At 60.5% G+C, this 26,215-nt stretch carries 24 protein-coding genes; 16 read left to right on the plus strand and 8 right to left on the minus strand.

The genetic code is table 11. From position 1 onward, the window contains the following. Complete coding sequence (locus AAFN47_RS04395) at positions 1-2,358, minus strand: ABC transporter permease (protein ID WP_499808004.1); 2,358 nt, start codon at positions 2,356-2,358, stop codon at positions 1-3. An 8-nt stretch (positions 2,359-2,366) separates the two neighbouring features. Further along, positions 2,367-3,074 carry an ABC transporter ATP-binding protein gene (locus tag AAFN47_RS04400; RefSeq protein ID WP_499808005.1) on the minus strand — a complete coding sequence of 236 codons (708 nt, stop codon included), beginning with the start codon at positions 3,072-3,074 and terminating at the stop codon, positions 2,367-2,369. Between the two features lie 409 nt (positions 3,075-3,483). On the opposite strand from AAFN47_RS04400, the gene AAFN47_RS04405 reads away from it, so the two are divergent. The 6 genes from AAFN47_RS04405 to AAFN47_RS04430 all read left to right on the plus strand — a co-directional run bounded on the left by AAFN47_RS04405 (position 3,484) and on the right by AAFN47_RS04430 (position 8,809). Beyond that, positions 3,484-3,744 (plus strand): GlsB/YeaQ/YmgE family stress response membrane protein, encoded by a 261-nt coding sequence (locus tag AAFN47_RS04405; RefSeq protein ID WP_499808365.1) that lies wholly within the window; start codon positions 3,484-3,486, stop codon positions 3,742-3,744. Between the two features lie 186 nt (positions 3,745-3,930). Further along, entirely contained in the window at positions 3,931-4,788 is an 858-nt protein-coding gene (gene purU, locus AAFN47_RS04410) for a formyltetrahydrofolate deformylase (protein WP_499808006.1), read from the plus strand. Between the two features lie 74 nt (positions 4,789-4,862). Beyond that, positions 4,863-6,413, plus strand: coding sequence for a glycosyl hydrolase (locus AAFN47_RS04415; RefSeq protein ID WP_499808007.1), 1,551 nt, complete (start codon positions 4,863-4,865; stop codon positions 6,411-6,413). After that, complete coding sequence (locus AAFN47_RS04420; RefSeq protein WP_499808008.1) at positions 6,410-7,135, plus strand: HAD-IIB family hydrolase; 726 nt, start codon at positions 6,410-6,412, stop codon at positions 7,133-7,135. Before AAFN47_RS04415 ends, AAFN47_RS04420 begins: the two co-directional genes overlap by 4 nt. A gap of 36 nt (positions 7,136-7,171) precedes the next feature. After that, on the plus strand, positions 7,172-8,458 hold the full coding sequence (locus AAFN47_RS04425) for a glycosyltransferase (protein WP_499808009.1): 1,287 nt from the start codon (positions 7,172-7,174) through the stop codon (positions 8,456-8,458). 93 nt (positions 8,459-8,551) lie between these two features. Next, positions 8,552-8,809: a hypothetical protein gene (locus AAFN47_RS04430; protein ID WP_499808010.1), complete on the plus strand. Its 258-nt coding sequence runs from the start codon at positions 8,552-8,554 to the stop codon at positions 8,807-8,809. A gap of 133 nt (positions 8,810-8,942) precedes the next feature. Here AAFN47_RS04430 and AAFN47_RS04435 read toward each other — a convergent pair whose 3' ends face one another. Next, positions 8,943-9,761: a sugar phosphate isomerase/epimerase family protein gene (locus AAFN47_RS04435; RefSeq protein ID WP_499808011.1), complete on the minus strand. Its 819-nt coding sequence runs from the start codon at positions 9,759-9,761 to the stop codon at positions 8,943-8,945. Between the two features lie 250 nt (positions 9,762-10,011). Here AAFN47_RS04435 and AAFN47_RS04440 point away from each other — a divergent pair, with 250 nt between their 5' ends. The 7 genes from AAFN47_RS04440 to AAFN47_RS04470 all read left to right on the plus strand — a co-directional run bounded on the left by AAFN47_RS04440 (position 10,012) and on the right by AAFN47_RS04470 (position 18,013). Further along, the gene (locus AAFN47_RS04440; protein ID WP_499808012.1) at positions 10,012-11,487 is read left to right on the plus strand and encodes an alkaline phosphatase family protein; all 1,476 of its coding nucleotides are present in this window, start codon (positions 10,012-10,014) and stop codon (positions 11,485-11,487) included. Positions 11,488-11,648: 161 nt separating this feature from the next. Then, a complete protein-coding gene (locus AAFN47_RS04445) occupies positions 11,649-13,307 on the plus strand; it encodes an ABC transporter substrate-binding protein (RefSeq protein WP_499808013.1) in 1,659 nt (552 codons plus the stop codon). Between the two features lie 80 nt (positions 13,308-13,387). Next, positions 13,388-14,404, plus strand: coding sequence for an ABC transporter ATP-binding protein (locus tag AAFN47_RS04450; protein ID WP_499808014.1), 1,017 nt, complete (start codon positions 13,388-13,390; stop codon positions 14,402-14,404). Then, entirely contained in the window at positions 14,401-15,414 is a 1,014-nt protein-coding gene (locus AAFN47_RS04455) for an ABC transporter ATP-binding protein (protein ID WP_499808015.1), read from the plus strand. The genes AAFN47_RS04450 and AAFN47_RS04455 overlap by 4 nt, the downstream gene beginning before the upstream one ends. Before the next feature lie 2 nt (positions 15,415-15,416). Next, positions 15,417-16,352 (plus strand): ABC transporter permease, encoded by a 936-nt coding sequence (locus AAFN47_RS04460; protein WP_499808016.1) that lies wholly within the window; start codon positions 15,417-15,419, stop codon positions 16,350-16,352. A 5-nt stretch (positions 16,353-16,357) separates the two neighbouring features. After that, complete coding sequence (locus tag AAFN47_RS04465) at positions 16,358-17,272, plus strand: ABC transporter permease (protein ID WP_499808017.1); 915 nt, start codon at positions 16,358-16,360, stop codon at positions 17,270-17,272. 174 nt (positions 17,273-17,446) lie between these two features. Then, positions 17,447-18,013, plus strand: coding sequence for an NADPH-dependent FMN reductase (locus AAFN47_RS04470; RefSeq protein ID WP_499808018.1), 567 nt, complete (start codon positions 17,447-17,449; stop codon positions 18,011-18,013). Between the two features lie 3 nt (positions 18,014-18,016). On the opposite strand, the gene AAFN47_RS04475 is transcribed toward AAFN47_RS04470, so the two are convergent. From AAFN47_RS04475 to AAFN47_RS04485, 3 genes are all read right to left on the minus strand, one after another. Next, positions 18,017-19,201, minus strand: coding sequence for a porin (locus AAFN47_RS04475; protein WP_499808019.1), 1,185 nt, complete (start codon positions 19,199-19,201; stop codon positions 18,017-18,019). Between the two features lie 19 nt (positions 19,202-19,220). Next, complete coding sequence (locus tag AAFN47_RS04480) at positions 19,221-20,360, minus strand: alpha/beta hydrolase (RefSeq protein WP_499808020.1); 1,140 nt, start codon at positions 20,358-20,360, stop codon at positions 19,221-19,223. Positions 20,361-20,465: 105 nt separating this feature from the next. Beyond that, complete coding sequence (locus AAFN47_RS04485) at positions 20,466-21,053, minus strand: peptidoglycan-binding domain-containing protein (protein WP_499808021.1); 588 nt, start codon at positions 21,051-21,053, stop codon at positions 20,466-20,468. Between the two features lie 356 nt (positions 21,054-21,409). Between AAFN47_RS04485 and AAFN47_RS04490 the strand changes: the two genes are divergently transcribed. Then, on the plus strand, positions 21,410-21,601 hold the full coding sequence (locus tag AAFN47_RS04490; RefSeq protein ID WP_499808022.1) for a hypothetical protein: 192 nt from the start codon (positions 21,410-21,412) through the stop codon (positions 21,599-21,601). Positions 21,602-21,620: 19 nt separating this feature from the next. Next, a complete protein-coding gene (locus AAFN47_RS04495) occupies positions 21,621-21,782 on the plus strand; it encodes a hypothetical protein (protein ID WP_499808023.1) in 162 nt (53 codons plus the stop codon). A gap of 33 nt (positions 21,783-21,815) precedes the next feature. Here AAFN47_RS04495 and AAFN47_RS04500 read toward each other — a convergent pair whose 3' ends face one another. Further along, positions 21,816-22,577, minus strand: a complete 762-nt coding sequence (locus tag AAFN47_RS04500) for a DUF2092 domain-containing protein (protein ID WP_499808024.1) — start codon at positions 22,575-22,577, stop codon at positions 21,816-21,818. Between the two features lie 510 nt (positions 22,578-23,087). Here AAFN47_RS04500 and AAFN47_RS04505 point away from each other — a divergent pair. After that, the gene (locus AAFN47_RS04505) at positions 23,088-23,903 is read left to right on the plus strand and encodes a hypothetical protein (protein WP_499808025.1); all 816 of its coding nucleotides are present in this window, start codon (positions 23,088-23,090) and stop codon (positions 23,901-23,903) included. A gap of 10 nt (positions 23,904-23,913) precedes the next feature. Here the strand turns inward: AAFN47_RS04505 and AAFN47_RS04510 are convergent, their stop codons facing one another. After that, entirely contained in the window at positions 23,914-26,214 is a 2,301-nt protein-coding gene (locus AAFN47_RS04510; RefSeq protein WP_499808026.1) for a tetratricopeptide repeat protein, read from the minus strand. Between the last annotated feature and the right edge of the window lies 1 nt (position 26,215).

Consider the following 26,215-nt stretch of genomic DNA (forward strand, 5'->3'; position numbering starts at 1 on the left):
TCACTCTCTGGTTTTCAATACGCGGATGAGGTCGAGATGATCCACCCTCCGCCGGACAATAAGGACAGTGGCCACAGCCGCCGCAATGACGACCAGGCTGGCGGTTGCATAGGTCGACGCATAGATAATCAGCGGCACGCGAAACAGGTCGCTCTGAAGCCCCTGCATTACTGACCACGACAGCCCGTACCCGATCAGCCAGCCGACCGGCTGGGCTGCGAGAACGATCAGCGCGAGTTCGATGATCAGGACGCTGGAGACTTCGGCTTTCGTAAAACCGAAGACCCTGAGACTGGCAAGTTCGCGCGCGCGCTCGGACAGCTGGATACGCGCCGAATTGTAGATCACGCCGAAGGTGATGATCACCGCCAGCATCACATAGATGGTGGACATGGTCGTGATGTTTTCCTCGATCGTTGCGCGAAAACGATCCCGCGAGACGCCTTGCAGCGCAATCGAGGCGATGACAGGCGTGGACTTGATGACGTCGTAGAGCTCGTCAAGCATCGCTTCGTCCACCGATATGCGGGCGCCGGAGATCTGACGCCCGTCCCGCAAGAGACGGTCCAGCGCGTCGAGATGCATATAGGCGTTGAGGCCGATATAGCTTTGCGCCACGCCGACGACGGTGACTTCCTCAAGCCGCTTGTCGCGCTCGAGCAACTCGACCTCCATCGTCATGCCCGGCTCGAGCTTCAGTTTGGAGGCTACCCGTTCTGACAGAATAACGCCGTTTTCCGGTGTCGCGATTGGATGCAGATCAAGATCCAGAACTCTCGACAGGTCGCTGTCCGGCGTAACTCCGGTGAGCGACATGCGCAATTCGCGATGACCATGCCTGAGATTGACTGGCGTCATGCGGTAGGGTTCGGCGCGCATGACGCCCGGCATCGCCGCTGCGGCGATCAGAGCCTGCGGACCCCGGTCGACTGAAAAGGTTATCGTCGCGTCCTGCCTGTCGGCGCGAAAGAAAATCGCGTCGATCATGTAGTCGATGGAATCGTAAGAGAAGAGAGACGTGATCAGCAGGGCGACGGACATCGACGTGCCGAGCATGGTCAGGAACGAACGCACGGGCCAGCGCAGCAGGTGTCTGAACGCCATGATCGACAGTTGAGAAAAAACGCCAAGCCGCTGCAAGGCGCCGACAAATGTGTTGCGATAGGTGGTTGGCGCGGGCGGACGCATGGCCACCGCCGGCGGCAGGGCGACGCTGCTCCAGATGGATTTCGCCGCTCCGGCGACGGCCGCGGCGATCGATACGCCGCCGGCGAGAATGTAGAGATCGACGCTCTGGCGGAAAATCAGGAACGGGAACGAATAGAACTGGGCGTAGAGCCGGGTGAGCCCGCGGCCCAGCCACCATCCGGTTACCGAACCTATGAGGACGCCTGCCAGCGAAATCAGGATTACAAGCTTGGCGTAGTGCATTCCGACTGTCAGATTGCGGTAGCCGAGCGCCTTCAAGAGGCCGATCTGCTCGCGGTCGAGCGCGATCAGACGGGACAGTATCATGTTGACGAGAAACGCAGCGACCGCCAGGAAAATCGGCGGAATGACGGTCGCCATGGCATTGAGCTGGTCCAGTTCAGCGTCGAGGAAGGCGTGCGAAATCTGGTCCTCGCGGTCATAGGCGCCGCCGCCGCCATAGGGTTTGAGGACCTCGTCGAGACGGTCGATGATCACGCGCGTATCGGCGTCGCGCGCCGTGGTGAGCACGACGTCGTTAAAGGCGCCTTCCATGTCGAACAGGCCGGACATAACCTTTTCCGGCATGAAGAATATCCCGAAGCGGCGCGGATCCGGAACCATGTCTCCTGGACCGATTGCATAGATGTATTCGGGCGACAGGACGACGCCGACGATGTCCAGCCGCTGCTTGCGCCCGTTAAAGATGGCTTCGAAACTGTCGCCGGGCTCAAAGCCGTGCGCATCGGCGAATGTCTCTACAATAGCGACCTCGTTGCTGCGTTCGGGCTCCGGCAGCCGGCCGCGGCGCAGATAAACCCGGTTGACCGCCGGATCCCTGAACTCGGGCAGGGAAATCGCCATGCCCGAGGCGGGCTCTCGCATACCCTCGACATCGATGAGCACCGGTTCGGCGATCCGCAACTCGCTCGACAGGACACCGGGCATGCCGGCGATGCGCGACTTGAGGTGACGCGGCGCCCGCACAGCCGAGGCGAAGACGGTGGCGAAGCGGTATCGGTCATAGAAGGTGGCGCGGGTTTCTTCGAGCGAGCGATAGGCGCCGACCGACAGGATGAGCGTCGCGACGCCGCAGGCGAGCACCATGGCGATGGCGAGCGACTGCGCCCAAAGGCGGCCGAAATCTCTCACGAGTTTGCGGTCGAGCATATTCATAATCACCACACGACTTCGGAGGGCTCGATGCGCTGGTCATTGACCTGAACCTCGGCGATCTTGCCGTCGATGAAGGAGAACACCCGGTGCGCGATGTTTCGGATCGCCGCATTGTGGGTGATGATCGCCGTTGTCGTGCCGAGCTCCCGGTTGATGCGGGTCAACGCCTCCAGAACGATGACGCCGGTCTTGGAATCCAGTGCGCCGGTCGGTTCGTCGCACAGTAGCACTTCCGGGCGCTTGGCGATTGCGCGGGCAATCGCCACGCGCTGCTGCTCGCCGCCCGAAAGCTGGGCGGGAAAATGGGTCATGCGCTTTTCCATATCGACCATGGCGAGGGCCTCTTCCGGCGGCATGGGATTGTCGGCGACTTCCGTGACAAGGGCGACGTTCTCCCAGGCTGTCAGGCTGGGGATGAGATTGTAGAACTGGAACACGAAGCCGACATGGTTGCGGCGGTAGAGCGTCAGCTTTCCATCGGAGAGTGTCGCCAGGTCCTGATCCCTGAAGGTCACCTGACCGGACGTTGGCCGGTCAAGACCGCCGACAATGTTGAGGTATGTCGACTTGCCGCTTCCGGACGGTCCAAGCAGAACTGCGAGCTCACCGCCGTACAGTTCCGAATCGACGCCGTTCAGAGCGCGGACCTCGACATCCCCGGTGCGATATATCTTCGTCAGGTTTCTGGTTCTGAAAACGGCTTCGTTCATCTGTGTGGACCCTGATCCCAACTACGGATAGAGCGGTGGCCGTTGTTGCGCATTGACGCCGATCAAACGGCATTTATGCTGTCCTGCACCATAAAATTCAGTGACTTAAATCAGGCGCTCGATTGACAGCCATTTGGGTAAACCATTAACTTCAGTCATTATTTTGGAATCATCTTATACCTGAAATCGTTCGATTGAAATTACACTGTCACCTGAAGGGGGCAGTCTGCAGTATCCCGGAGTGAACTCCGGAAGGCCTTAGGCGGCGCAAGTGAAGCATTGTCGGCATTGTATTTCAGCCAGCAGGCGTCGTTTTGTAACCGAGTATGTGTTGAAGCGTTGGATTTCCGATTGAAAACCTGCACTTGGGAGAAAGGGTTTAACCATGGAATCTGAAGTTGGCGCCGGAATGGGCGTATTGATGGCCCTCATCATATGGATCATCATTGGCGGTATCGCAGGCTGGCTTGCCGGTCTGATCGTCAAGGGATCCGGTTTCGGGCTGGTAGGCGATGTGATCATCGGAATTGTCGGGGCCGTGATCGCCGGTTGGCTCTTCCCCGCTCTCGGACTGTCGCTTGGCGGCGGTATCATCGGGGCGATTATCGCCGCGGTCATCGGGGCGGTCATCCTGCTCCTGATCATACGGCTCATACGGCGCGTCGCCTGATCGCAAGCATGCATGAAGGGGGAGATTGTCGTCTCCCCCTAATTGTCGTTTCTCCCGCCATCCGACGCCTTGTCATTGCACCTCTGAGATGTATACATGCACGCGTTCCGGGCCGGTCGCGCCGCACGGGACGCATACATCCCCGCTGCGCGCGCCAAGGCGCACACTTGCCCGACAGAGGTTTTCATGGATTCCAAGCGCTTTATCCTCGCAGCCCAGTGCGTCAACCGTCCCGGCATCGTTTCGGCCGTGTCCACCGCGATATTCGAGCTCGGTTGCAACATCCTCGATTCCCAGCAATTCGACGATACAGAGAGCGGTCGTTTTTTCGTGCGCATGGTGTTCAACCACGACACGGTTACGCTGGACGAGGTGAGAACGGTTCTGGAGCCGGTGATGAGCGAACTCGACATGGAGTGGACGCTTCGGGACCGCGAACACCGCCGCAAGGTGCTGCTGCTGGCGTCGCGTTTCGACCATTGTCTGGGCGATCTTCTCTATCGCTGGCGTAGCGGCGACCTCGAAATGGACGTGGTCGGCATCATTTCGAACTATCCGCGAGACACCTACAAGCAGATCACGATGGGAGACATTCCGTTCCATCACCTGCCGATCACCAAGGAAACCAAGCCGCAGCAGGAGCAGCAGATCACCGATCTGATCGAGGAAACCGGCGCAGAACTGGTGGTGCTTGCCCGCTACATGCAGATATTGTCGGACCAGATGTCGCGCAGCCTGTCGGGCAGATGCATCAATATCCACCACTCGTTTTTGCCGGGTTTCAAGGGCGCGCGGCCCTATCACCAGGCGCATGAGCGCGGCGTGAAACTGATTGGCGCAACGGCGCATTTCGTCACCGGAGATCTCGACGAGGGACCGATCATCGAACAGGACGTCGAGCGGATCAGTCACCGCGACACGCCCGAGGGCCTGGTTCGCAAGGGGCGGGACATCGAAAGGCGGGTGCTTGCGCGCGCGGTGCGATACTATCTGCAGGACCGGGTTTTCATGAACGGCGCGAAGACAGTGGTCTTTCCGGAATAGAAAGGCGCTGAATTCCGGCCCGATAACCGCCACGTTGTTTACACGGCTCAGGAAATCGGGTCAGTATCGCTGACATGTACGCTTCGCACGGATTTCTTCGCTCCGACATCGGCGATGTCGATATCGTCTGCCATGAGGGCGTCTATCACCTCTTTCATCTCGTCCTGCCCAATCACGACTTCATCGCCCATGCGGTCAGCAAGGACGGGATGGCGTGGAACCGGGTTCGCAACGCCCTGTTCGTCGGCGAGCCCGGCGAATGGGACGACGATATGTTGTGGACGATGCATGTCTCTCCCGATCCGGAAAAACCGGGGTCCTGGCGGATGTTCTATACCGGCCTTTCCCGCGCGGAATTTGGCCGGGTGCAGCGCGTGGGGCTCGCGCGATCGGACGATCTCTATCACTGGAAGCGCTGCAACAACGGCAATTATCCGCTGGAGATCGACGGCCGGCACTACGAATCCAGCGCGGATGAAGGCCGCAAATGGGTGAGTTTCCGGGACCCGTTCTTTTATCGCGACGAGGAAAGCGGCGAACGGTTGCTGTTGTCGTCGGCGCGGATCAACGAGGGGCCGATCATCCGACGCGGTTGCGTGGGGCTTGCGCGGGAGGTCGAGCCTGACGTGTTCGTGTTCGACAAGCCGTTGCATCGGCCGGGTCTCTACGACGACATCGAAGTGCCCAACCTCATCCGCATCAAGGACCGCTACTTCCTGCTTGGATCCATACGCGAAGACACGAAGGTTCATTACTGGTGGTCGGACCAGATCGAGGGGCCTTACGAGAACTTCTACGACAATGTGTTGCTGCCGGAAGGCAACTACGCCGCAAGGATCTGCTGCTACGAGGGCAAATACCTGCTCTTCAATTTCTTCTCGCGGCAGGAAACGCTCTACGGCCGCGAAATCATCACGAGGCTGCTGCCGCCGCCGAAGGAGATCGTTTCAGGCAAGGACGGCAGGCTGCATCTGAAATCCTTCAGTGGATTTGATGCTCTGGTCTGCGATTGCAGAACGATCAGCGATCCCGGCCAGATCTCCATGCTTTTCGACAATCCGCACGCCTGCGTTGAGGAACTGGACGACGGCATGCACATTCTTTGTCCGAGCGGCTACGAGGCGTTTCTTCTGCCTGGCCTGCGGCAGGACTTTCGCCTGCGCGCCCGCATCGAACTGGCGGGGCTCGGCAAATGCGGCATGGTGATACGCGTTTCGGAAGAGGGCGACGGCTATTACCTGTCGCTCGACCTCGTCAAGGGTATTGCGCAGATCAGGCACTGGGGCGCCAATCCGACGCCGGAGTTCGAGCACGCCTTCACCTACCAGACGCTGCAGACCGGATACTTCCTTTCGAATATCATGCAGGGCGGCTGGGAAATCGAAATCGTCTGCCATGGCATGTATCTCGAATTGTCGATCAACGGCCAGGTGACGCTGAGCCTCGTCGATGACGGTTTCCACGAGGGGCATGTCGGCTTCTATACGGAATCGGCCAATCTCAAACTTGGCGACGTCGTCATGCAGTCGCTCAGTCGACCGACCACCGAGCAGGACAGCGTGTATACAGCCACGCGTCCCATCGACGCGGAGATCATTGGACCGGGTCCGGCCAGCGAGATATGACGCGCGCGCCCTTTCTGGTCGTCAGCGACATTGACGACACGCTGACCGGAGACGCGCAGGCGCTTCGTGATTTGACGGACATACTCGCCGCGCACCGCGACACCGTGCGTTTCGCGCTCAATTCCAGCCGACCCTCGGCGAGCGTCGACAGAACCATCGAAACCGAATTTCCGCCGGGCTTTGAAGCGGACGCCTGCATCACCGCGATGGGAACCGAAATCCGCGTTGACGGGGAATTGCTTGGCGATTGGGACGCGCGGTTCAGCGGCTGGCCGCGCGACGAGATCTTTCGCATTGTGGAGGCAGAAGGACATCGGCCGCATGCGCCGGAATTCCAGACGCGCTACAAGGTGAGCTTTGCCGTGCCGCGCGGAGAGCCGCAAAACCAGGTGCGGGAAATTCTTGCAAAAACCGGCGCGGATTGCCGGTTCATCGCCTCCGGCGCTGACGATTTCGATATCATCCCGTCGCTTGCCGGCAAGGACAATGCGGCGATTTTTCTCGCCGGTTTTCTTGGAATTTCCACCCAGCGTCTTATTGTTGCAGGTGACTCTCGGAACGATCTGGCCATGTTCCAGGTCGCATCCGGGGCCATTGCAGTGGGCAACGCCCGCAGGGAACTTCTCGACGCGATGCCCGTTAACACCAGTTACCGCGCGACCCGAAACCACGCCGCGGGAGTACTCGAAGGCCTCAGGCATTTCGGTGTGATTTCAGCTTAAAAGGGCCGCGCTTTCACTTGATCGAAAGGACCCTTCATGCCCGAAAACACTCTTGGCTCACTGATGATGATTTCACTGCACGGTTACGTGGCGGGCTCTCCCGAACTCGGCAAGCCGGACACGGGAGGCCAGGTCGTTTTCGTGCTCGAACTGGCCAAGCGATTTGCGCGGCTCGGCTACCGGGTCGACGTCGTCACCCGTCAATTCGAGGACCAGCCGGCCGAGGATCGCATCAACGACAATTTGCGTATCTGGCGCATTCCGTTCGGCGGGTCGGACTTTATCCGCAAGGAGGACATGCACGACTGGTACGGCGATTTCGTAAGCAATCTTCTGGCGGCGGTGCGGGCGCGCAAACTGCATTACGACATCGTCAACAGCCACTATTGGGACGCCGGCGTGTCAGGTCAGAAAATCGCCGAGGAACTGCAGATCCCGCATATCCACACGCCCCATTCGCTTGGCTGGTGGAAGGCGAAGACGATGAAGGGCGCCAATGAGGCCGACTTCGCCGATTACCGCTTCGACGAACGGATCCAGAAGGAATTCGTACTCTACCGCAATTGCGATCACATCATTGCGACGAGCGAACATCAGGTCCAGCTCATCGAGAAACAGTACGACATGCCGCGGGAGAACATCACGATGATTCCTCCGGGCATTGACGAGCAGCGGTTCACGCCGGTTCCGCCGCAGAAGCTCAAGGAAATCCGCCTGAAACACGACCTGAAACCGACCGACGTCTATGTCGTCGGGCGGGCGGCGACCAACAAGGGATATGACCTGATCATCGACGCGCTGCCGACCTTGAAGGAACTGCAGCCGAAAGCGCGCCTCGTGCTCGCCGCCGGCGCCAATTCGGCCGCGGACAAGAAGCTTTTGACCCGCTGGATGAAAAAGGCCGAGGAGATCGGCGTGGCCGACAGTGTGGACTGGCGCGGTTACGTGGAGGACGACGACCTGGCGGACTATTATCGCGCGGCCGGCGTCTTCGCCCTTCCGTCGCGCTACGAACCCTTCGGCATGACGGCGGTGGAGGCGATGGCCTGCGGCACGCCGACGGTGCTGACGACGCGCGGGGGCCTTTTCGACCAGATCGAATTCGGCAGGCACGCGCTTGTCGCCGACCCGACGCGTCCCGCCGAATTCGCGACCATGATCAATATGGCCTTGCAGTATCCCTGGCTTCGCGACACGCTCGTCGTCGAAGGCGCGCGCTTCGCCCGCCGTCACTTCGGCTGGACGGGTATCGCGAGGCGCACCATCGGCATATTCGAGCGTTTCAAGGGTCGCTACGAGCCGGAGCTGGATGAAACGGCGTGAGGTTGAAATTCCGGATGGTTGGGCTTTGACTTTGAATCGGCGGATGCATCGCAAACTTGATGGGATCCCGAGAACTCTTGTATTCGGGATGTTATGACACTTGATATGCAAACCGCGCTGTTGACGACTGTAAACGCTTCATATCAGGATCAGCTGGATGCAGGCGGGCTTGCCGTTGCGCTGAAAAGCGAGAATGCAGCTCTCGGTCAGGTGTCGTCGTTCTTTATGAAAATCGATGGTGAAACGCAGAAAGCGTTTGCGTTGGAGCACGGCATTTCAAACGATGCTCTGGCGCATGTTGCCAGCGTATTCCAGGATTGGTCCGGCCAATCGGTCGCCTTGGCGACTTGAGCCTGTATACGCGCCCTTTCCAATGGGGATGAGGGAAGTTGGGAAGGCGGGGAGGACCTGAGCACGTCTTCAGAGAGGCGCATGGGAACCCCGCGCCGGGGCGCGGGGCTGGGTCGGTGGGAAATTGGCGTCGTTACCGTGCGAGGCCCTGTGCCTGCAGGAAGGCGACGGAATCCGGTATTTTCGACTTGTCGCGGATCTCGATGATCAGGCGCGGATTGGAGTCCAGGAGCCCGAGGGCCGCGAAGACGGATTTCCAGCAGATTGTTCCTTCGCCCAGGCTCCAGTGGCGATCGGCGTAGCCGTCGGCGTCCTGCAGGTGGATGTGGTTGAGCAGGTTTCCGGCCGCATGAACGTAGTAGTCGACGGGCGGCGCGCCGGTTGAGCCGTGCGCGTAGAAGGCGTGTCCGGTGTCGATCGAGACCCTGACGCTGTCGGAATCGAAGCTGCGGCACAATTCGACGCGGGCGTGCGGATCCTTGTCCTCGATGTTCTCGATGACAAGCACGCAACCAATGTCTTCAGCGCGCTTGACGACGTCCCTGAGGGTTTCGTGACACCGCTCGACGAGCTGCGCGCGCCCTTCGGCGTAGTTGTCGAGATTGTTGTAGTCCCATGTCGTATAGGGCGAGTGAATGACCATCTGGTTTGCGCCAATGGTCTCGCAGACGTCGAGACCCTGCATGAAGCGCTTCCGGACGACAGCCCGTATGTCCTGATCCTGCGACGCAATGGTAAAGCCCCAGAAGGGACCGTGAATTCCGATCCGTCCTTCATGGCTGTCCAGAAGCCGCTTCGCGCGCGCCGCGGCGGCTTGCCAGTCTCCCTCAAGAAGATCGGCGGAGAAGAAATCCTGGATTTCGAGGTCGCGGGGAAGCTCCCGCATCAGGTCGCGATGTATTTCGTAGTAGTCGAGCGTCATGGCCGCGCCGACAATCGGTAATTCACTCATCAGATATCCTCGTAACGGGAAGGGGCGGCCGGAGAAACGACCGCGATACAGACAATGCGCCTGAAGAGGCGCATCCATCACATGATCACAATGCGATGACAGACGGATTGCAGTTTGATTTCAGAATTATGATCCGGTGGGCGGCGACCTGTGGATCCGGGACGGTGGAAATCAGCCGGTATAAATACTGTCACAAACTGCGCCTAGGCTCTTGCTGTCATTCTGCATAGCAATTTTACACACGGCGATCATGAGCATACAGGCGCGCAAGGCGGTAATTTGTGTTTTCGACGGCCTGCGGCCTGATATGGTCAGCAAGGAGCTGACGCCAAACCTCTGGCGATTTGCGGCCGACGGCGCCTGGTTGAGACAGGCCAGGTCGGTGTTTCCGTCAATGACGCGCGTCGCCACGACGAGCTTCGCCACCGGGTCGAAGCCGCAGACGCACGGCGTCGTCAACAACGCGTTTTTTCATCGCTGTGTGATCGCCGATACGGCGCTGGACACTTCAAGAGCCGATCATCTGGCGCTTGCAGAGAAGTTTCATGAGGGGCGGTTCGTGGAGTCAGCCGGTCTCGGATGCGCGCTCGCCAAAGCCGGAAAGAGCTATTGTGTCGTCCATTCCGGTTCCGCCGGCTCGGCCTATCTGGTCAACCACCGGGCGTCCCACAACGGTCAGTGGACCTTTTCCATACATGGCCGTGAATTCACCAGCACGCCGGGCGCCGTGGACGAGGTTGTCGAAAGGTTCGGACCGCCGCCGCGCAGCAATGGCGCGCCGAAATTCCTGGAGGCCGACTACACGACCCGCGTGCTGACGGACCATGTGCTTGCGCGCCTGCAGCCCGACGTCGCGGTGATCTGGTTCTCGGAGCCGGACACATCCTACCATTACCGGCAGATCGGCTCCCGGGATTCACTCGACGTAACGCGCAAAATCGACGCCTGCTTCGGTTCCATTCTCGACGCCATCTACAGTGGTCCGGACGCTGCCGACACGCTGGTCGTCGCCATGAGCGATCACGGCCAGATCAGCATGACGGGCGAATTCGACCTGATCGGCGCGCTGAAGGAACGCGGGTTCAAGGCGCGCGACCGTATGGAGGAGGGCGCGGAAGTGCTTGCGACCCACGGATCGGTGTCTGGATTGAGCCTCGTCAACCCCGACGCCAGGCGGCTGCAGGATTTGGCGGCCACGCTGATGCACATGCCGCAAACCGGGATGGTGTTTTCGCGCGACGGCGAGAACGGGGACGCAGCCATCGCCGGGACGCTGGCCTATTCCCTGATCGGGATCGATCATCCCCGCGCGCCCGATCTTTTCTGGATCGCCCGATCCTCCGCGGCGCCGGACCTTTCCGGGGCGCCTGGAACCGGCCTGTTTACCGGCGGCGTGGGCGTTCCGGTCGGCGGCGGCATGCATGGAGGGCTCAATCCGTACGAACTCAACACCATGCTGGCGTTCGGGGGCGCCGGGATCGAGCGTTGCGGACAGATCGACGACGCCACGGACCTGACCGCGATTGCGCCAACGGTTCTCGCCATGATGGGCGTGGCGGCGCCTGACACGATGACCGGCAAACCGATCGCCGCCGCGACCGGGCAGGCGCGTCCTGAAAGCATCCGAAAACGCGTCGAAGCGGAGTTTAACGGTTTTCGCCAGTCGCTCGACATTGTGGAACTTGAAAGTTCGAACATCGTGCTCGGCGGTGGAAGAGAAGTCTGAAAGTCGATGGCGTTCCGATAGTTATCGGTATTGAACAGTTTAACAAAACTGTCACCGCACCGAAAAGATCGGGTCACATTGGTTAGCTATTGTTGGTTTGACGCAACTTTCCTCCCACGCGTCAAAGTTTAATTCATCACATCACTTACGAGGGCAACTCAATGAGCTACCTGCGCAAGCATGCTGCGCTAATTCTTGGCGCAACTTTTCTCGCTACGACCTGTTTTACTTCGCCGTCGCTTTCGGACGAACGTCCGGACGTAACCGTCGCCGTGCAGCAGATCGTCAACGCCGGCGCGCTAGACGTGCTGCGCGAGCAGTCGAATGTGGGCGCCCGCGTCTTCTATTCGATCTTCGAAACCCTGATCGACTACGACCGCCAGCAGCCGGACCTGCCGCAGAAGCCGGGTCTCGCCACCGAATGGAAGCGCATCGACGACAAGACCGTCGAGCTGAAGCTGCGTCCCGGCGTCAAGTTCCACAATGGCGACGTCATGACCGCAGACGACGTTGTCTTTACCTTCTCCAAGGAGCGTTTCGGCCAGCTCGACGAGCAGGAAGCCGCCCGCAAGGAAGGCAACACGCTGTTCACGAACACCGCCAGCTCCAATTCGGTCGGCAAGGTTCCGCCGGCGGAAGTCGCGGCCGTCGCAAATCGCGCATGGCCCAATCTCGACCGCGTCGAGAAAGTCGACGACATGACCGTGCGTTTCGTTTCCACGGTTCCGGATCCGACGCTTGAAGGCCGCATCTCCCGCTACGGCGCGGAAATCCTTTCCAAGCGCGCCTATCAGGAAGCCGACAGCTGGCTGGACTTCGCCCGCAAGCCTGTCGGCACCGGCCCGTACAAGGTCGTCGACTTCAAGCCGGACAATGTTCTGGTTCTCGAAGCCCATGACGAATACTGGGGTGGCGAGCCGCCGATCAAGACGCTTCGCTTCGTTGTGGTTCCGGAAGTCGCCAGCCGCGTCAACGGTCTGCTTTCCGGCGAGTACCAGTTCATCACCGACGTGCCTCCGGACCAGATCAAGACCATTGAGGACGACGCCAAGTTCGAAGTCGTCGGCGGCCCGATCACCAATCACCGCCTGATGGTGTTCGACAAGAACAACGGCCCGATGCAGAACCCGAAAATCCGTCAGGCCATGACGCACGCAATCGACCGCGACACCATCGTCAGCGCCCTGTGGGGCGACCGCACGGCGGTTCCGGCCGGACTGCAGTGGGAATATTACGGCGACATGTTCCTGTCGGACTGGACCGTTCCTGAATACGACCCGGAACTTGCAAAGAAGCTGGTTCAGGAGTCCGGCTATAACGGCGAACCGATCATCATGCGGGTTCTGAACAACTACTACACCAACCAGGTGTCGACGGCGCAGATCAACGCCGAAGCTTTCCGCCAGATCGGCCTGAATATCCAGATGGAAATGAAGGAAAACTGGCAGCAGATCTTCGACACCGGTTCCGGTCCGCGCATGGTTCGCGACTGGTCAAACTCGGCTCCGTTCCCGGATCCGGTCTCCTCGATCGTCAACCAGCATTGCCAGAACGGCCAGCAGCAGCAGGTCGGCGAGTGGACGAACGAGGAGTTCAACGAACTCTGCATCAAGCTTGAGACCTCGACGGATCTGGAGGAGCGCCGCGCGGCTTTCCAGCGGATGCTCGAGATCGCCGAGCGTGAAGATCCCGCCTACACGGTTCTGCATCAGAGCGCGATCTTCTACGGCAAGCCGAAGAATATCGACTGGAGCTGGTCCGGCTTGCAGTCGATGGACTTCCGCGGCGACAACTTCAAGGTCAACAATCTGGCGAACTGACCTTTCCGCAAACGGGCCGGGACGTAATCGTTCCGGCCCGGTTCTTTTGGGGGAGGTGAGGAGAGTCAGGGTTGAATTGAATGGACGCGATAGTCTCGATACGCAACATGACGGTGGACTTTGATCAGGGCCACCGTTTCGTCCGTGCGCTGCACGGCATTTCACTGGACGTTGGACGCGGCGAAACCGTCGGGATCGTCGGGGAATCAGGATGCGGCAAGTCAATCACCTGGCTTGCGGCGCTCGGGCTTCTCGGAAAGCGCGCGCGCGTCGGCGGTCGGGTCATGATGGGCAGCAAGTCTCTCCTTGATCTGGACGAAAACGGCCTTGCCGATATTCGCGGCGGCAAGATCGCGATGATCTTCCAGGATCCGTCGAGTTCGCTCAATCCGGTGCACCGGATCGGTCGCCAGATCGGCGAGGCGCTGCGTCTGCATCGCGGCCTGCGCGGCGGCGCGGCAAAGGCGGAGGCCAAGCGCTTGCTTGACCGCGTCGGCATATCCAACGCCGCCCAGCGGCTGAACGAATATCCGCACGAACTCTCCGGCGGCATGAACCAGCGCGTTATGATCGCGATGGCGCTCGCGGGCGAGCCGGAAGTCCTGATCGCCGACGAGCCGACGACGGCGCTCGACGTGACGATCCAGGCGCAGATCCTCGATCTGTTGCGTGAACTGAGCGCAGACAACGAAATGGCGCTGGTTTTGATTTCGCACGATCTCGGCGTCGTCGCCGACATGACGGAACGGGTGGCGGTGATGTATTGCGGCCGGATCATCGAGCAGGCTGCGACCGACGCCCTGTTTTCGCGGCCGGTCCATCCCTATACGCGCGGCCTGATCGCGGCGCTGCCGGATATCGTCGGACCGAAACGGCGCCTGGCGTCGATCCCCGGAACGGTGCCGCCGCCGGACAGGCTTCCGCCCGGCTGCAGTTTCGCGCCACGGTGCGCCAGAGCCGACCAGGCTTGCAGGGACAGTCAGCCCGAACTCGCAGGAATCGGAGGCCAAGGTCACGACGTTTCCTGCCTGCACGCTACCGAGCTGGCGATGACCGCCATGCGCGAGGCAGCCAGCAATGAAATGGAACGGGCATGAACGCTGCAGACAAACCGCTGCTTTCTGTGACCAACCTCAAGCGGCACTATGATGTGCGACTGCCCGGAGGATTGTTCGGAACGCCGGCCACGCTGAAGGCGGTGGACGGGATTTCGTTCGAAATCATGAAAGGCAAGACGCTTGGCCTTGTGGGGGAATCCGGTTGCGGCAAGTCGACGACCGCAAAGCTGGTGCTCGGACATATCCCCGTCACCGCCGGAGAGATACGCTTCGACGGCGAAACGGTGACGGCGAACCACAATGCGCAATGGCGCGCAATGCGGCGGCGCATGCAGATGATCTATCAGGATCCGCTGGGCGCGCTCGACCGCCGGCTGAGCGTCGCCGACCAGATCGGCGAGCCCATCCAGATCCACGCGCCGGAAACGCCGAAGGCCGAGAGGGACGAACGGGTCGCCTCTCTGATGGCCAACGTCGGATTGCGCCGCGACATGGCGGACCGGTTTCCGCACGAATTGTCGGGCGGGCAGCGCCAGCGTGTGGTCATTGCAAGGGCGCTTTCCCTGAAACCCGATCTGCTGGTGGGCGACGAGCCGGTGTCCGCCCTGGATGTCTCCATCCAGGCGCAGGTCCTGAACCTGCTCGACGATCTTCGACAGAGCACCGGTTTTACCGCGCTGTTCATCAGCCACGACCTGAAGGTGGTGCGGCAGATGTCGGACCGCGTCGCCGTGATGTATCTCGGCCGGATCGTGGAATCGGGCGCTCCGGAAGAAGTCTTTCGCAGGCCGCAGCACCCCTACACGCAAGCGCTGGTGTCGGCGATCCCGACAATCCGGCGCAGCGCTGTCTCAAACCGCATCGTGCTCAAGGGCGATCCGCCGAATCCGGTCAACGCGCCATCGGGATGTCCCTTCCATACGCGGTGTCCCGCCGCCATTGCGCAATGCAAATCGGAGGTTCCGGCGCTGCTTGAGACCGCCGGGCACAAGGTCGCCTGTCATCTTGTCAACAACGCGCCGGCCGGCGCCGGCATTGCGGCGGAGTAGTCATGCTGCGTTACACATTCCTGCGCATCTTTCGCGCGCTCATCACCGTTACCCTGATCGTTTCGCTCGCCTTTGTCATCCTGCGGATGTCCGGCGATCCGGCGATCATCATTCTCGGACCGGAAGCGCCGCCAGAAGCCTATGCGGCGTTTCGCTCCAACTGGGGGCTCGATCAGCCGATCTGGATCCAGTACCTGAAATTTTTCGGCGCGGTGTCGCAGGGTGATCTCGGCAATTCGATGCGTGACGGCCGCTCCGCCCTGCAGGTGGTTGGCGAACGGGTGCCGCTGACCCTGGCGATCACCATTCCCGCGCTTTTCCTGAAGATCCTCATCGGACTACCCGCCGGCATTTGCGCGGCGCTCTATCGCAACACCTATATCGACCGGTTGATCATGACCGTGTCCGTGATGGGCTTTACCGTGCCGAGCTTCGTTCTCGGACTGGTGCTGGCCCTGATTTTCGCGGTGAAACTGGGCTGGCTGCCGTCCGGCGGGTCCGGCACCTGGCAGCACGCCATTCTGCCCATCCTGACCATGGGTCTGATCGGCGCCGCCGTTATCGCGCGCTTCACGCGTTCGGCCATGCTGGAAGTGCTCGGGCAACCCTATATCCGCGCCGCTTCGGCAAAGGGACTGGTCTGGCGCGACGTCGTGACGTCGCACGCCTTGCCGAACGCCGCCATTCCGACGCTGACCATCGTCGGTTTCATGGTCGGCTCGCTCGTCGCCGGCGCCGTCGTCGTCGAAAGCGTGTTTTCCTGGCCCGGTGTTGGACGATTGCTGGTGACGGCCGTCGCCAATCGCGACCTGGCGGTCGTGCAGGTGATTCTGCTCTTTATCGGCTTCACCATGGTGTTCGCCAATCTCACGGTCGATCTCCTTTATGGCTGGGTCGACCCGAGGCTCAGAACGAAACAGCTTCAGGCGGGGAGCTAGGCGCAATGACACTCGAACTCAACGATCCCAAGAGCCTCGCCGAGGACAGCGGCTCGGGCAGCGTATTCACCGCCAAGGACAGGCTGACCGCGTTTTTCGAAACCTGGCCGCCGCTGGTGCTTTTCGCGCTGTTCTGGATTGCGCTCTGCGCCGTCGTCGTGGCGTTTGCGCCGCTGATCGCGCCGTACGACTTCATGGCGATGGATCTGCCGTCGCGCCTGACCCCGCCGGTTTTCTTCGGCGGCGTGTGGACGCACCCGCTTGGAACGGACGAACTGGGTCGCGACGTGCTTTCGCGGTTGATCATCTCGATCCGCATTTCCGTCGTGATCGCGTTTCTTTCCACCCTGATCGCGGCGACGCTTGGCGTGACGCTTGGCTTTCTCGCCGCCTATTTCCGGGGCAGGGTGGAGCAACTGATCCTGATCCTCATCGACGCACAGGCTTCGATGCCGTTCATGATCATCGCGCTCGCCGTGCTCGCCTTTCTCGGCAACTCGCTGACCCTTTTCGTGATCCTGATGGGTTTCTACGGATGGGAGAGGATCGCCCGCATTGCGCGCGGGCTCGCTATTTCTGCAAACGAGCAAGGGTATGCGACGGCCGTGCGCGACCTCGGCGCCTCGCCCTGGCGCATCTATTCGCGTCATATCCTGCCGAATATAGCCTCGACGCTGATCGTCTCCATGACGCTGAATTTTCCAGAGGTCATTCTGCTGGAATCCGGATTGTCCTTTCTGGGACTTGGCATCCAGCCGCCGATGACATCGCTCGGCAACATGGTCGGCTATGGACGCGACTACATCCAGTCGGCCCCGTGGATCATGCTCGCGCCGAGTGTTGCTATCGTGCTGACGACGCTTTCCATTTCGATCGTCGGCGACTGGATGCGCGACCTGTTCGACCCGACCCTCAAATAGGTCGAGGCCCCTCGACGAACTTGACGGGCGCAAATTTTAGGAAAGGGCTCGAATATCGCGGCAATCCTCTCTAAAAGGATGGCCGAGTTCATTCGCGATCAGCCGCATTTCGGGCGGCTGGCGGCAGCGGATGTTGTCGATTGTGAACATCGTTCGAGCTTGAAGGGAATACATATGGCACTGGTGCAAATCGTCGTCGGAAGCGTCAGGGAAAAACGCATAGGCCGGAAGGTTGCCGACTGGTTCATGGAAACCGGAGCCGGCAGGGATGACTTCGAGCTCGAACTGGTCGATCTCAAGGAGGTCAATCTCCCGCTGTTCGACGAACCGAACCACCCGCGATTCGCCAATTATGTACATGATCACACGAAAGCCTGGAGCGAGACCGTCGCGCGGGCAGACGGCTTTGTATTCGTGACGCCCGAATACAATCACAGCTTTCCACCGGCGCTGAAAAACGCAATCGACTATCTCAGCCAGGAATGGAAATTCAAACCGGCGGGTTTCGTGAGCTACGGCGGCGTCGCCGCGGGCACGCGCGCCGTCCAGGCGTTGAAGCCGGTTCTCGCCTGTTTCCAGATGCCGTTGGTGCTGGAAAATGTGCATATTCCATTCGTCGGCTCGCTCTTCAACCAGGACGGCGCCTTCGTTCCGCCGGACGGTCTGGATGACGCCGCGCGCCTGCTGCACGATCGCATGGCGTTCTGGATCGAGCAGCAGGCCGGGTTGCGGGAGTCTTAAGGCTCAGAACTTGACGAAGGCGCCGGAGATGATCGCGAGGCCGTCGCGATAGGAGGCGTCCGTCGCCTCGTAGCGATAGCTGCGGACGCCGATATAGAATTTCGTCTCCCAATCCTTCACGTCCTGGACGAATTGAAATCCCCAGGATCGGCTGACGTCGTCGTCGGAATTGATCGAATCTCCGAGATAGGCGTCGACGGAGAAGGCTGTCTTTCCAAATTCGAACCAGTCGACCTGATAGCCGAGCTTGCCGTAGGCGTAGCGGCTGGTCTGCCCGGATTCCTGGCGCTCTGCGGCTGCGAGGGTCAGGCTTAATCCGCTTGGATCGTGGAGCGCGGACACCGAGCCGTCGATGATCGTCTCGTCGCCCGCAAAGGTTTGCGACCAGGCGACCGCCCCCGATAGTCTGACCTGGCCAAGCTTCTGCGCATAACGCAACGAAACGTCCCAGCCGAGATTGTCCTTTCGATCCGGTACGATCGTTTCTCCGATGGATCCCGACAGGATAAAGCCGTTCCAGCTTGGCGTGTCGTAGCGAAAGCGCAACCGCCGCCCGAAACCGTCCATGTTCTCGAAGGTGTTTCTCACCTCGATGTCGGACAATGACCCGTCGGCGAGCCGGTATAATTGTCCGCCGGCGATCCTTTCCACCCGCGACTGGCCCGCCAATGCGGTGTTGGAGAGGTCGACTTCGGCCGATCCATCCGACGCCATGCTTCCCTGACCGAGCCAGACGGTTCCGTAGGTTTCGCTGACCACATAAAACTCCGCCTTGCGGAGATTGGTTTCCCAATCGATCGGATTGTCATTCTGATTGACCACCTTGGTGGAATAAGGCGCCCATCCAAACTCGACTTTGCCGGTCCACTGCCAATCGTCGTACTGCGGCGATTTCAACTGGAAGCCGAACCGCGATTCCGATCCCCAATTGTCGACCGGAAAATAGGAGCGGGTCGACGCGCCGTCGTCGTAAGAAAGCAACGCCTTGTTCAAATGTCCGTAGAAGCGCAGCGAGAAACCGGCTTCCTGCAACAATCGACGCGGTCTGGCGCCCTGTGTGACGACGGCTTCGTCGTCGACCAGATCCTCGGTCGAGAGCGTCACGGGATCGTCTGCGTGCGCTACGCCATGCCAGACGCTGGCGGCGGCAAGAGCCAGCAGAGCCGATCTGTGAGCGGATCTCTTCATGGCAAGGGTTTCCGCGGCCTCACTGGTTCAGCAGCAATGGGCCCTGACCAAGCAGTATGATGGGTGCGCTGGCCAGATCCGTTGCAAGCCGCTTGAAGGTTAGGTCGTTGTCGGCGTCGTTGGCGATGCTTCCCTGTGATTCCAGCCGCCTTCCGATCAGTTGAACGACTTCCGGCGCATCGGCGAATTTGGTGTGGTGCAGACTGGTTTTGTCATCGATCTGCGACAGGTCGACAACCGCGACCCCAAGCTCCGCGAGCCTCTGGGAATCGGCGTTGCCGACGCGGTTGATCCCGCCTGCGATTCTCTGGGATACGGACAGGGCGCGGTCATTTTCCGATATCATGACCCAGAACTGCCGCCTGTCTGCCGGCAAGTCGTCAAGCTGGGTCGTAAACAGATCCATATCGATATCCGGCGACGCCAGGATGATGTTCTTTACACGGCCCGATGTGTCGTACCTGCCCTGAAGATGGGCTTGCCGTATCGCTTCGACGGTCAAGAGGTTGCCCATGGAGTGCGCCATGATATCGAACTCGACTGGACCTGCCTGGGCGAGAAGCGTTGCGCCTTCGATCAGCCTGTCGCGGGCCGAGAGAGCGCTGTTCATATCGTAGACGTAGTTCCATGTCTTGCCGCGGGAGGCCCAACTGAACACAACCGGGATTCCTTGGAAATTCATGTCGTTGGCCAATTGCGCCGTGCGCAAAATAGCCGCGGTCATCGTGGTGTTGTAACCATGGACGAAGAGCAGGATGCGTTTGTCAGAATTCGGCAGTTCGGCGAGTTCGCCGCCGATGCTTGCCTGAAACTGTTTTGCGTCGTTGAAGATGACCGGATCGATGATGGTGAAGTTCTTACGCGGATCCGGCGGGCCTTTGTCAGACCTTTCGATTTCGCCCGTCTGGTGATCAGGCGGGATGGTGACGGTGACGCGGGCAAGGCCAAGGCCCTCGCTGCGTTCTCCCGAATACATCAAGGAGGGATCATCCGACGCCGCGCGTGTCGTCATCACATAGACGTCGCGCTTCTTGACGCCGTAGGCGTTGACTGCCTGAGCCGGCGCGGCAAGACCAATGATATTGTCCGGAGGTCCGGAGCAGCCGTTCAACACGATGCCGAGAACGAGCGCCGGAAGCAGTATTTGCAGCAGTTTCATATGTTTCATGGCAGCCAGATCAACCGGCCTTAATGTGACTGGCCGCAGAAGAATTTTACGCTAGACAAGAAACCGGGCGGACCTTCAGGCCCGCCCGGCGGAGGGTCAGTTCGAACTCTCGCTCGAAGAAGAACCGTCACTGCTGTCTTCGGCCGCCGGTTCACTATCCGATGCTCCGTCCGTGGCGGCCGCTTCCGGTTCGGCGGGCGCATCCGCTGCGGGTTCGTCTGCGGCAGGAACTGCCTCCTCAGAGGAGCCGTCCGCAGCATCCGCCGGCGCGCTTTGCGTTTCCTGACCGGTGGTCGCGGGTTCCGCAGCGGGCGCGGGAGGCTGTTCGGGCGCAAGCGTCGCCGTGTATTCGGCGGCGATCGCATTGGCCGTTTCAGTATCCACGACGCCCGTGACGGGCAGTCCGTACCAGTCCTGGAAGGCGCGCACGGCGTCGTCGGTTCCCTTGCCGAAGACACCGTCTGCGCCGCCGCCAACACTGAAGCCTATTGCAATCAGCGCATTCTGCAGCGTGCGAACCCGATCGCCCCTGATGTAGGGCGACTGAAGGCTGAGCTCGATATCGCTGTCGTTGCTCGCCTGGGTGCTGGGCTTCGGCGTGTCCTCGTCGGACGAAACGATCTCGTAGACCTGTTCGTCCTGGTAGTAGGTCGGCCGATAGATGACGCCGTTGCATGCGTACACCGTATCACCCTGGTCGACATACTCCTGGCAATCGCTTCCGTTGTCCGGCAGCGCCGATACGAAGGCCAGCGTCGCGCCGGCGACAATCGCCGTATTGTACCAGCCCCAACCGGGGTTCCAGTAGTAGTTGCCCCAGCGATAGTGCGGCGGGCGAACATAAGGCGGGCGATAATAGGGCGGGCGCCAGTTGGGCGGCCGGTAACCGGGCGGACGATAGCCGGGCGGACGTCCGGCGATGGGCGGCCGGCCATGCGGCGGGCGAGCCCCCGGCGGCCTGGTTCCTGGCGGCCGCGTGGACGGCGGACGACCCGGTCCTGCGCCTGGGCGACCGCCCGGAGGCCGCGCGCCGGGAGGCCGTGATCCTGGCGGACGTGTGGACGGCGGTCTCGACGGCCTGTTCTGACTTGCCGATGGGCGGCTGGACGGCCGTGACGCCGGCTTGGATGATGGCCGAGACGCCGGTCTTGAAGACGGCCTGGAAGCAGGTCTCGACGATGGACGCGCTGAAGGCCTGGAAGATGGGCGGGACGACGGCCGGTTGGCGCTAGGGGTCCTAGGCCGCGCAGAATGTCCGCGCGAGACGCCAGCCCCACGCGGACGCGCCTTTGGAGCACCGTGGAATCCGCCGCCATGACCGCCGGGACGGGCCTGAGCCTGATCCGGCGTGTAATCGTTCGGAACGAACAGCTTTTCCGGCGGATTGCCGAGCGCGAAAGCAGCCAGGGCTGATACTAGAAGGAACTTTCTCATAGTCTTTGCTCCTTACTGATCCGACGAGGATTTGGTCATGGCCGAAAGCTGCGGAAAATACAGCCGCAATGCGCCTTCGTCCGGTTCGAATTTGAACTGCGCCGGATCGGTGTCCGGTTCGGTGTCCCAGTCGGACATGAACACCCGGTACTGCGGGTCTTCCGGATCGTTGCGACGCGTGCCGAACAGCATCAGGGGCCAAGGCGATTCTTCGTCGGCGGAGATCCAAACCTGCCAGTCCTCCTCGGCTTCCCGGAAGACGATATGATGCGCTTCCTGGCCGGCGATCAGGGTGGTTCCGAGATAGGCCGCCGCCTCGACATCGCTCAAAAGATCGTCGGGAAAGCTCTCGCTGAGGATCGACCACATGGGCAACACGGTGCCGGTCTTTTCCCGCACCGCCTCGACCAGATCGTCAAAACTGCCGGAGAATTCGGTGCTGACGTAGAAGTCTTCATTGGGAGAAAAGATCGTGAGTTCCGATCCATCCCAATAGTAGTCACGCAACGTGTCTTCACGTTCGGTCCGGGAGTAAAAACCGGAGTCTCGAACCATCAGCGTATCGCCGCTGCGTATGTAGGTGATTTTCTGATCATCCGTCACTTCATCGAATGTGACAAACCAGGAAAATGAAAATGCCGGTTGAGAGGCGATAAATTTCGCGCTGTTGAGGACAATTTCCGTAGCCTGGGTTTCAATGTCGGTGGACTGAGCGAATATCGGTGTCGCGGAGCCAAGACTGGCGGCGAACACCGCTGCAACGAGCGATTTCATCGGGAATATACTCCTCCCTGCATGAGGTACATTGCTGAGTTATCCAAAACCGGTTTACAATCACCGATTGCAAAAGTGTTTCCGATCCTAGCACTGAGTATTTATCCGACCTTTGGATGTAAAAAGCAAGACAAGTAACGTTACTGAATTTATCTCCGAATCCACGCAGAAATTTCAATTTTCGCTTCATGGAAAAGAAACTTGTGCTACTAGTTCGGTTACGGAATAGCAGGAATAAGTTCTGGCCGAAGGCAGGGTTCCTTATCGAAACGCGTCGATTTTCCCGGTTATAGCACCGAGTTGAAACTGGAATGGCGAAAATAGGCGATTTGCCGCGTTGAGGAATAGAATTTCTGCAGCTTAGTTCTTTACGGCGCGCTCGACGGACAGCGTCGAACGGGCGGGGAGCGCCGGCCGAACGGGATGCGGAGGCCAACAGGCAGACGCGGCTTATCAACACCGGCTTCTGAGGGAAGCATCAGGGTCTCTATCGTGGGAAGGAAAAAAACGATGCGCAAACTGGTCTTTACAGCGATGACCCTGGCCATGGGCGTGAGCAGCCAGGCGTTTTCCGCAGACATGGTCTACGAACCTGCGCCAGTTGCGCCGCCGCCTGTCGAAACCAAGGAATGGACCTTCACCATCGCTCCCTACATCTGGGGCGCCGGTCTGACCGGCGATGTCGGCGTCTTCGGGCTGGATCCGACCGAAGTCGACCTGACCTTTGGCGAAGTGCTTGATAATCTTGATATGACCGGGATGATCGTTGGCGAGCTCCACAACGGTCAGTGGGGCGTGCTGGCTGACCTGGTCTATGTGCAACTGTCAACGAGCGAAAGAGTTACGGGCACAGTGCAGAACACGCCGGCTGAACTCAGGCTCGGTCTCGAAGCGACCACGTTCACAGCCACCGTGATGGGCGAGTATCGCGTTGTCTCGCAGCCCAACTACATCGTGGATCTGATGGCCGGCGCCCGCGTCTGGAGCGTCAACAACGATATCAGCGCAACTCTTGCAGCAGGCGGAGCACCCATTGGCGGCCTCAGCGGGAGCGACGGCGCAACATGGGTCGACCCGATGATCGGCGTCAGGGGACGCATCGATCTCACTCCAAAATGGAATCTCAGCGGATGGGGCATGATCGGCGGCTTCGGCGCCGGATCGGAAATCACCTGGGACCTGCTCGGCGCCGTCGGTTACAAATGGACGGACATGTTCTCCACGCGGGTCGGCTATCGCGCGCTGGGTGTCGATTATTCGGATGACGGTTTCGTCTACGACACCATCCAGCACGGACCGGTGATCGGATTTCTGTTCTCGTTCTGAATTTCGCTGACTATTGAAGTCTTTGCCGCAATTGCATGATCAACTGCTGAATTTGCGGGTCGTTCGGCTGTAGACGGTCAAGAGTTTCCAACCGGGCCAGCGCTGATCGCAGATTGCCGGCCTGGAGTTCGTAGCTGATCAGAGCCTCGAGAATCGCCTGATCATACGGATGGCGCTGCAGCGCTCTCGTCAACTGCGCGATCGCGCCCTGCGCATTGCCGGTGTCATGAAGCGCGACGGCGTAGACATAGGCGTAGCGGGGATTGTCGACCGCGCCTTCGGCTGCTTGACGCAACCATGACATGGCTTCCGGAATATTTCGTTGGCGCACCAGCACCAGCCCGAGCGCATGCGCGAGATCGGCCGAATTCGCATTGGCCTCGAGCATGTCGCGCAACAGGGTTTCCGCCGCCTGCTCGTCACCGCGGGCGCGGTAGAGCTCCACAAGGCCGATGGCGGCCGGGGCGAAGGTGGGATCCCGCTTCAAGGCGGTCTCATAGTAGCGTTCCGCCTCGGCGAGGTTGCCTTGTTCCATGTTTAGGAGGGCGAGATTGGCGTTCGCTTCCGGGCGTTCGGCGTTGAAGAGCTGTCCGTCGACATATTCGGCGAGGGCGCTTTCGAACTTTTCGCGCGTCGCCTCACTCATCATCGCCTCGGACTCGCCCACCATAGCGCGGGCGGCGTCCATGCGCACCAGCATGCTTTCATCGTCGAGCAGTGGCGTCAGAGTGTTGAGCGCGGTCATCGTATCGGCCCGACTGACCGTCGGAATTGCGGCGGAACGCACGAGGGGATCGCTGTCGGAGAGTTTTTCGCGGGCCAGGCGCACCGCATCGGGCGTCGGGTCGGCCGCGATGCGGGCGAGCGCGCTGGCGGTCACGATCGGCGGTTTTTCGGCTTCGTCGAGCCAGGCGATCAGCGCTTCGCGGGAGCCAGGCGCGCCGCGGTCGCTTGCGTGAAACAACTCTGCGAAATCCTGGTGTCCTCTGGCCGGTTCGCCGAACCACTCGACCAGCCGATCCACCGCCCATTGCGCGTTCTGCGTTTCGTGGCAGCGGTTGCAGGCATTGGGAACCCCTGTGCTGATCGTGAGGTCGGGTCGGGGAATACGCAGCGAATGATCGTGACGGGCGTCAACGATCATGTAGTTGGTGGTCGGCATATGGCATGACGCGCATTGCGCCGCTTCGGTTTCGGACGCGTGGTGATGATGTTCGGCCGTGTCGAAGACTTCCGGCTCGTGACATTGACCGCACAAGGCATTGCCCTCGAGAAGGACCTTGCCGGAATGGGGTTCATGGCAGTCCGAACAGGTGACGCCTTCGGCGTGCATCTTCGACTGCAGGAAGGAGCCGTATTTGTAGACCTCGTCGAGTTGCTGGCCGTCGGAGTGGTAAAGGCCGGGGGACAAAAGAGACGGTCGGAAGGCCGAGAGAAATTCGGCGGCGTGATGCGGATCGTCCGAGAACTGGCCCCGCCGCGCATGGCAACCGGCGCACAGATTGATCTCTTTCATGGTCGTGCGCGGAGTCGATCGGAGGGCTGTCCCCGCGTCGCCCGGTTCCCAGAACACGTCCTCCCGCTCATCGAACCGCAGCGCGAAACCGGCGCCTTGCGACATGGGTGGACGGTCGTCTTCGGCCGTTTCCAACCACAGGAGGTGGTTTTTGCCCGGTCCGTGGCAGGCCTCGCAGCCGATATTGATTTCGGACCACGTCGTCGAAAACAGATCCGTTTCGGGATCGTAGTTCTTTTCAAGATTCGTAGAGTGGCACCAGGCGCACTGATAGTTCCAGTTCTGGTCGATCCCCGTCCAGTGAATCGGATTGCCCGCCGCGACCTTCATATCCGGGTAAAGATGGAACCACCGCTGTCCGCCTTCCGCTTCGGGTCTGGAATCCCAGGCTATTCCCAGCGCCTGATAGCGGCCCCTGGGCAGCGCGATCAGATATTGCTGCAGCGGCGTGACGCCGAAAGTGTAGTCGATCTCGAAATCCTGCAGATCGCCGTCGGGGCCGTCCGTGTTGATGAAATACTTGCCGTCGCGTTGGAAGAAGGTGGTCGTGACGCCGTCTTTCGAGAATGTCTCCCCGTCAAAGGGCGCAAGCACACTATCGCTGTCGGCTTCCAGCATGGCGTGCGCATGGTGCGACCCGCGCCAGAGCTCCGCTTCGCCATGGTGGCAATCGGAGCAGACCTCGCTGCCGACGAACCCGGCATCGTCCTGCGCCGGAGCGGAGATGGCGCTGGCCAGAACCGCGGGCAGGGCGATTGCGAGTGCTGTTGTGAGTGATTTGAAAGCTGCAAACAAA

This window comes from Hoeflea sp. CAU 1731, assembly GCF_039888615.1.
Taxonomy (GTDB): Bacteria; Pseudomonadota; Alphaproteobacteria; order Rhizobiales; family Rhizobiaceae; genus Flavimaribacter.

Excerpts from the sequence above, each read along its gene's own strand:
- AAFN47_RS04470 (WP_499808018.1), top strand. The coding sequence starts at position 17,447 with ATGGCACTGGTGCAAATCGTCGTCGGAAGCGTCAGGGAAAAACGCATA.
- AAFN47_RS04480 (WP_499808020.1), bottom strand. The coding sequence starts at position 20,360 with ATGAAACTGCTGCAAATACTGCTTCCGGCGCTCGTTCTCGGCATCGTG.
- AAFN47_RS04415 (WP_499808007.1), top strand. The coding sequence starts at position 4,863 with ATGTACGCTTCGCACGGATTTCTTCGCTCCGACATCGGCGATGTCGAT.
- AAFN47_RS04435 (WP_499808011.1), bottom strand. The coding sequence starts at position 9,761 with ATGAGTGAATTACCGATTGTCGGCGCGGCCATGACGCTCGACTACTAC.
- AAFN47_RS04395 (WP_499808004.1), bottom strand. The coding sequence starts at position 2,358 with ATGCTCGACCGCAAACTCGTGAGAGATTTCGGCCGCCTTTGGGCGCAG.
- AAFN47_RS04505 (WP_499808025.1), top strand. The coding sequence starts at position 23,088 with ATGCGCAAACTGGTCTTTACAGCGATGACCCTGGCCATGGGCGTGAGC.
- AAFN47_RS04430 (WP_499808010.1), top strand. The coding sequence starts at position 8,552 with ATGACACTTGATATGCAAACCGCGCTGTTGACGACTGTAAACGCTTCA.
- AAFN47_RS04450 (WP_499808014.1), top strand. The coding sequence starts at position 13,388 with ATGGACGCGATAGTCTCGATACGCAACATGACGGTGGACTTTGATCAG.
- AAFN47_RS04405 (WP_499808365.1), top strand. The coding sequence starts at position 3,484 with ATGGGCGTATTGATGGCCCTCATCATATGGATCATCATTGGCGGTATC.
- AAFN47_RS04475 (WP_499808019.1), bottom strand. The coding sequence starts at position 19,201 with ATGAAGAGATCCGCTCACAGATCGGCTCTGCTGGCTCTTGCCGCCGCC.
- AAFN47_RS04440 (WP_499808012.1), top strand. The coding sequence starts at position 10,012 with ATGAGCATACAGGCGCGCAAGGCGGTAATTTGTGTTTTCGACGGCCTG.
- AAFN47_RS04445 (WP_499808013.1), top strand. The coding sequence starts at position 11,649 with ATGAGCTACCTGCGCAAGCATGCTGCGCTAATTCTTGGCGCAACTTTT.
- AAFN47_RS04500 (WP_499808024.1), bottom strand. The coding sequence starts at position 22,577 with ATGAAATCGCTCGTTGCAGCGGTGTTCGCCGCCAGTCTTGGCTCCGCG.
- AAFN47_RS04460 (WP_499808016.1), top strand. The coding sequence starts at position 15,417 with ATGCTGCGTTACACATTCCTGCGCATCTTTCGCGCGCTCATCACCGTT.
- AAFN47_RS04465 (WP_499808017.1), top strand. The coding sequence starts at position 16,358 with ATGACACTCGAACTCAACGATCCCAAGAGCCTCGCCGAGGACAGCGGC.
- AAFN47_RS04455 (WP_499808015.1), top strand. The coding sequence starts at position 14,401 with ATGAACGCTGCAGACAAACCGCTGCTTTCTGTGACCAACCTCAAGCGG.
- AAFN47_RS04495 (WP_499808023.1), top strand. The coding sequence starts at position 21,621 with ATGTCCGCGCGAGACGCCAGCCCCACGCGGACGCGCCTTTGGAGCACC.
- AAFN47_RS04400 (WP_499808005.1), bottom strand. The coding sequence starts at position 3,074 with ATGAACGAAGCCGTTTTCAGAACCAGAAACCTGACGAAGATATATCGC.
- purU (WP_499808006.1), top strand. The coding sequence starts at position 3,931 with ATGGATTCCAAGCGCTTTATCCTCGCAGCCCAGTGCGTCAACCGTCCC.
- AAFN47_RS04425 (WP_499808009.1), top strand. The coding sequence starts at position 7,172 with ATGCCCGAAAACACTCTTGGCTCACTGATGATGATTTCACTGCACGGT.
- AAFN47_RS04420 (WP_499808008.1), top strand. The coding sequence starts at position 6,410 with ATGACGCGCGCGCCCTTTCTGGTCGTCAGCGACATTGACGACACGCTG.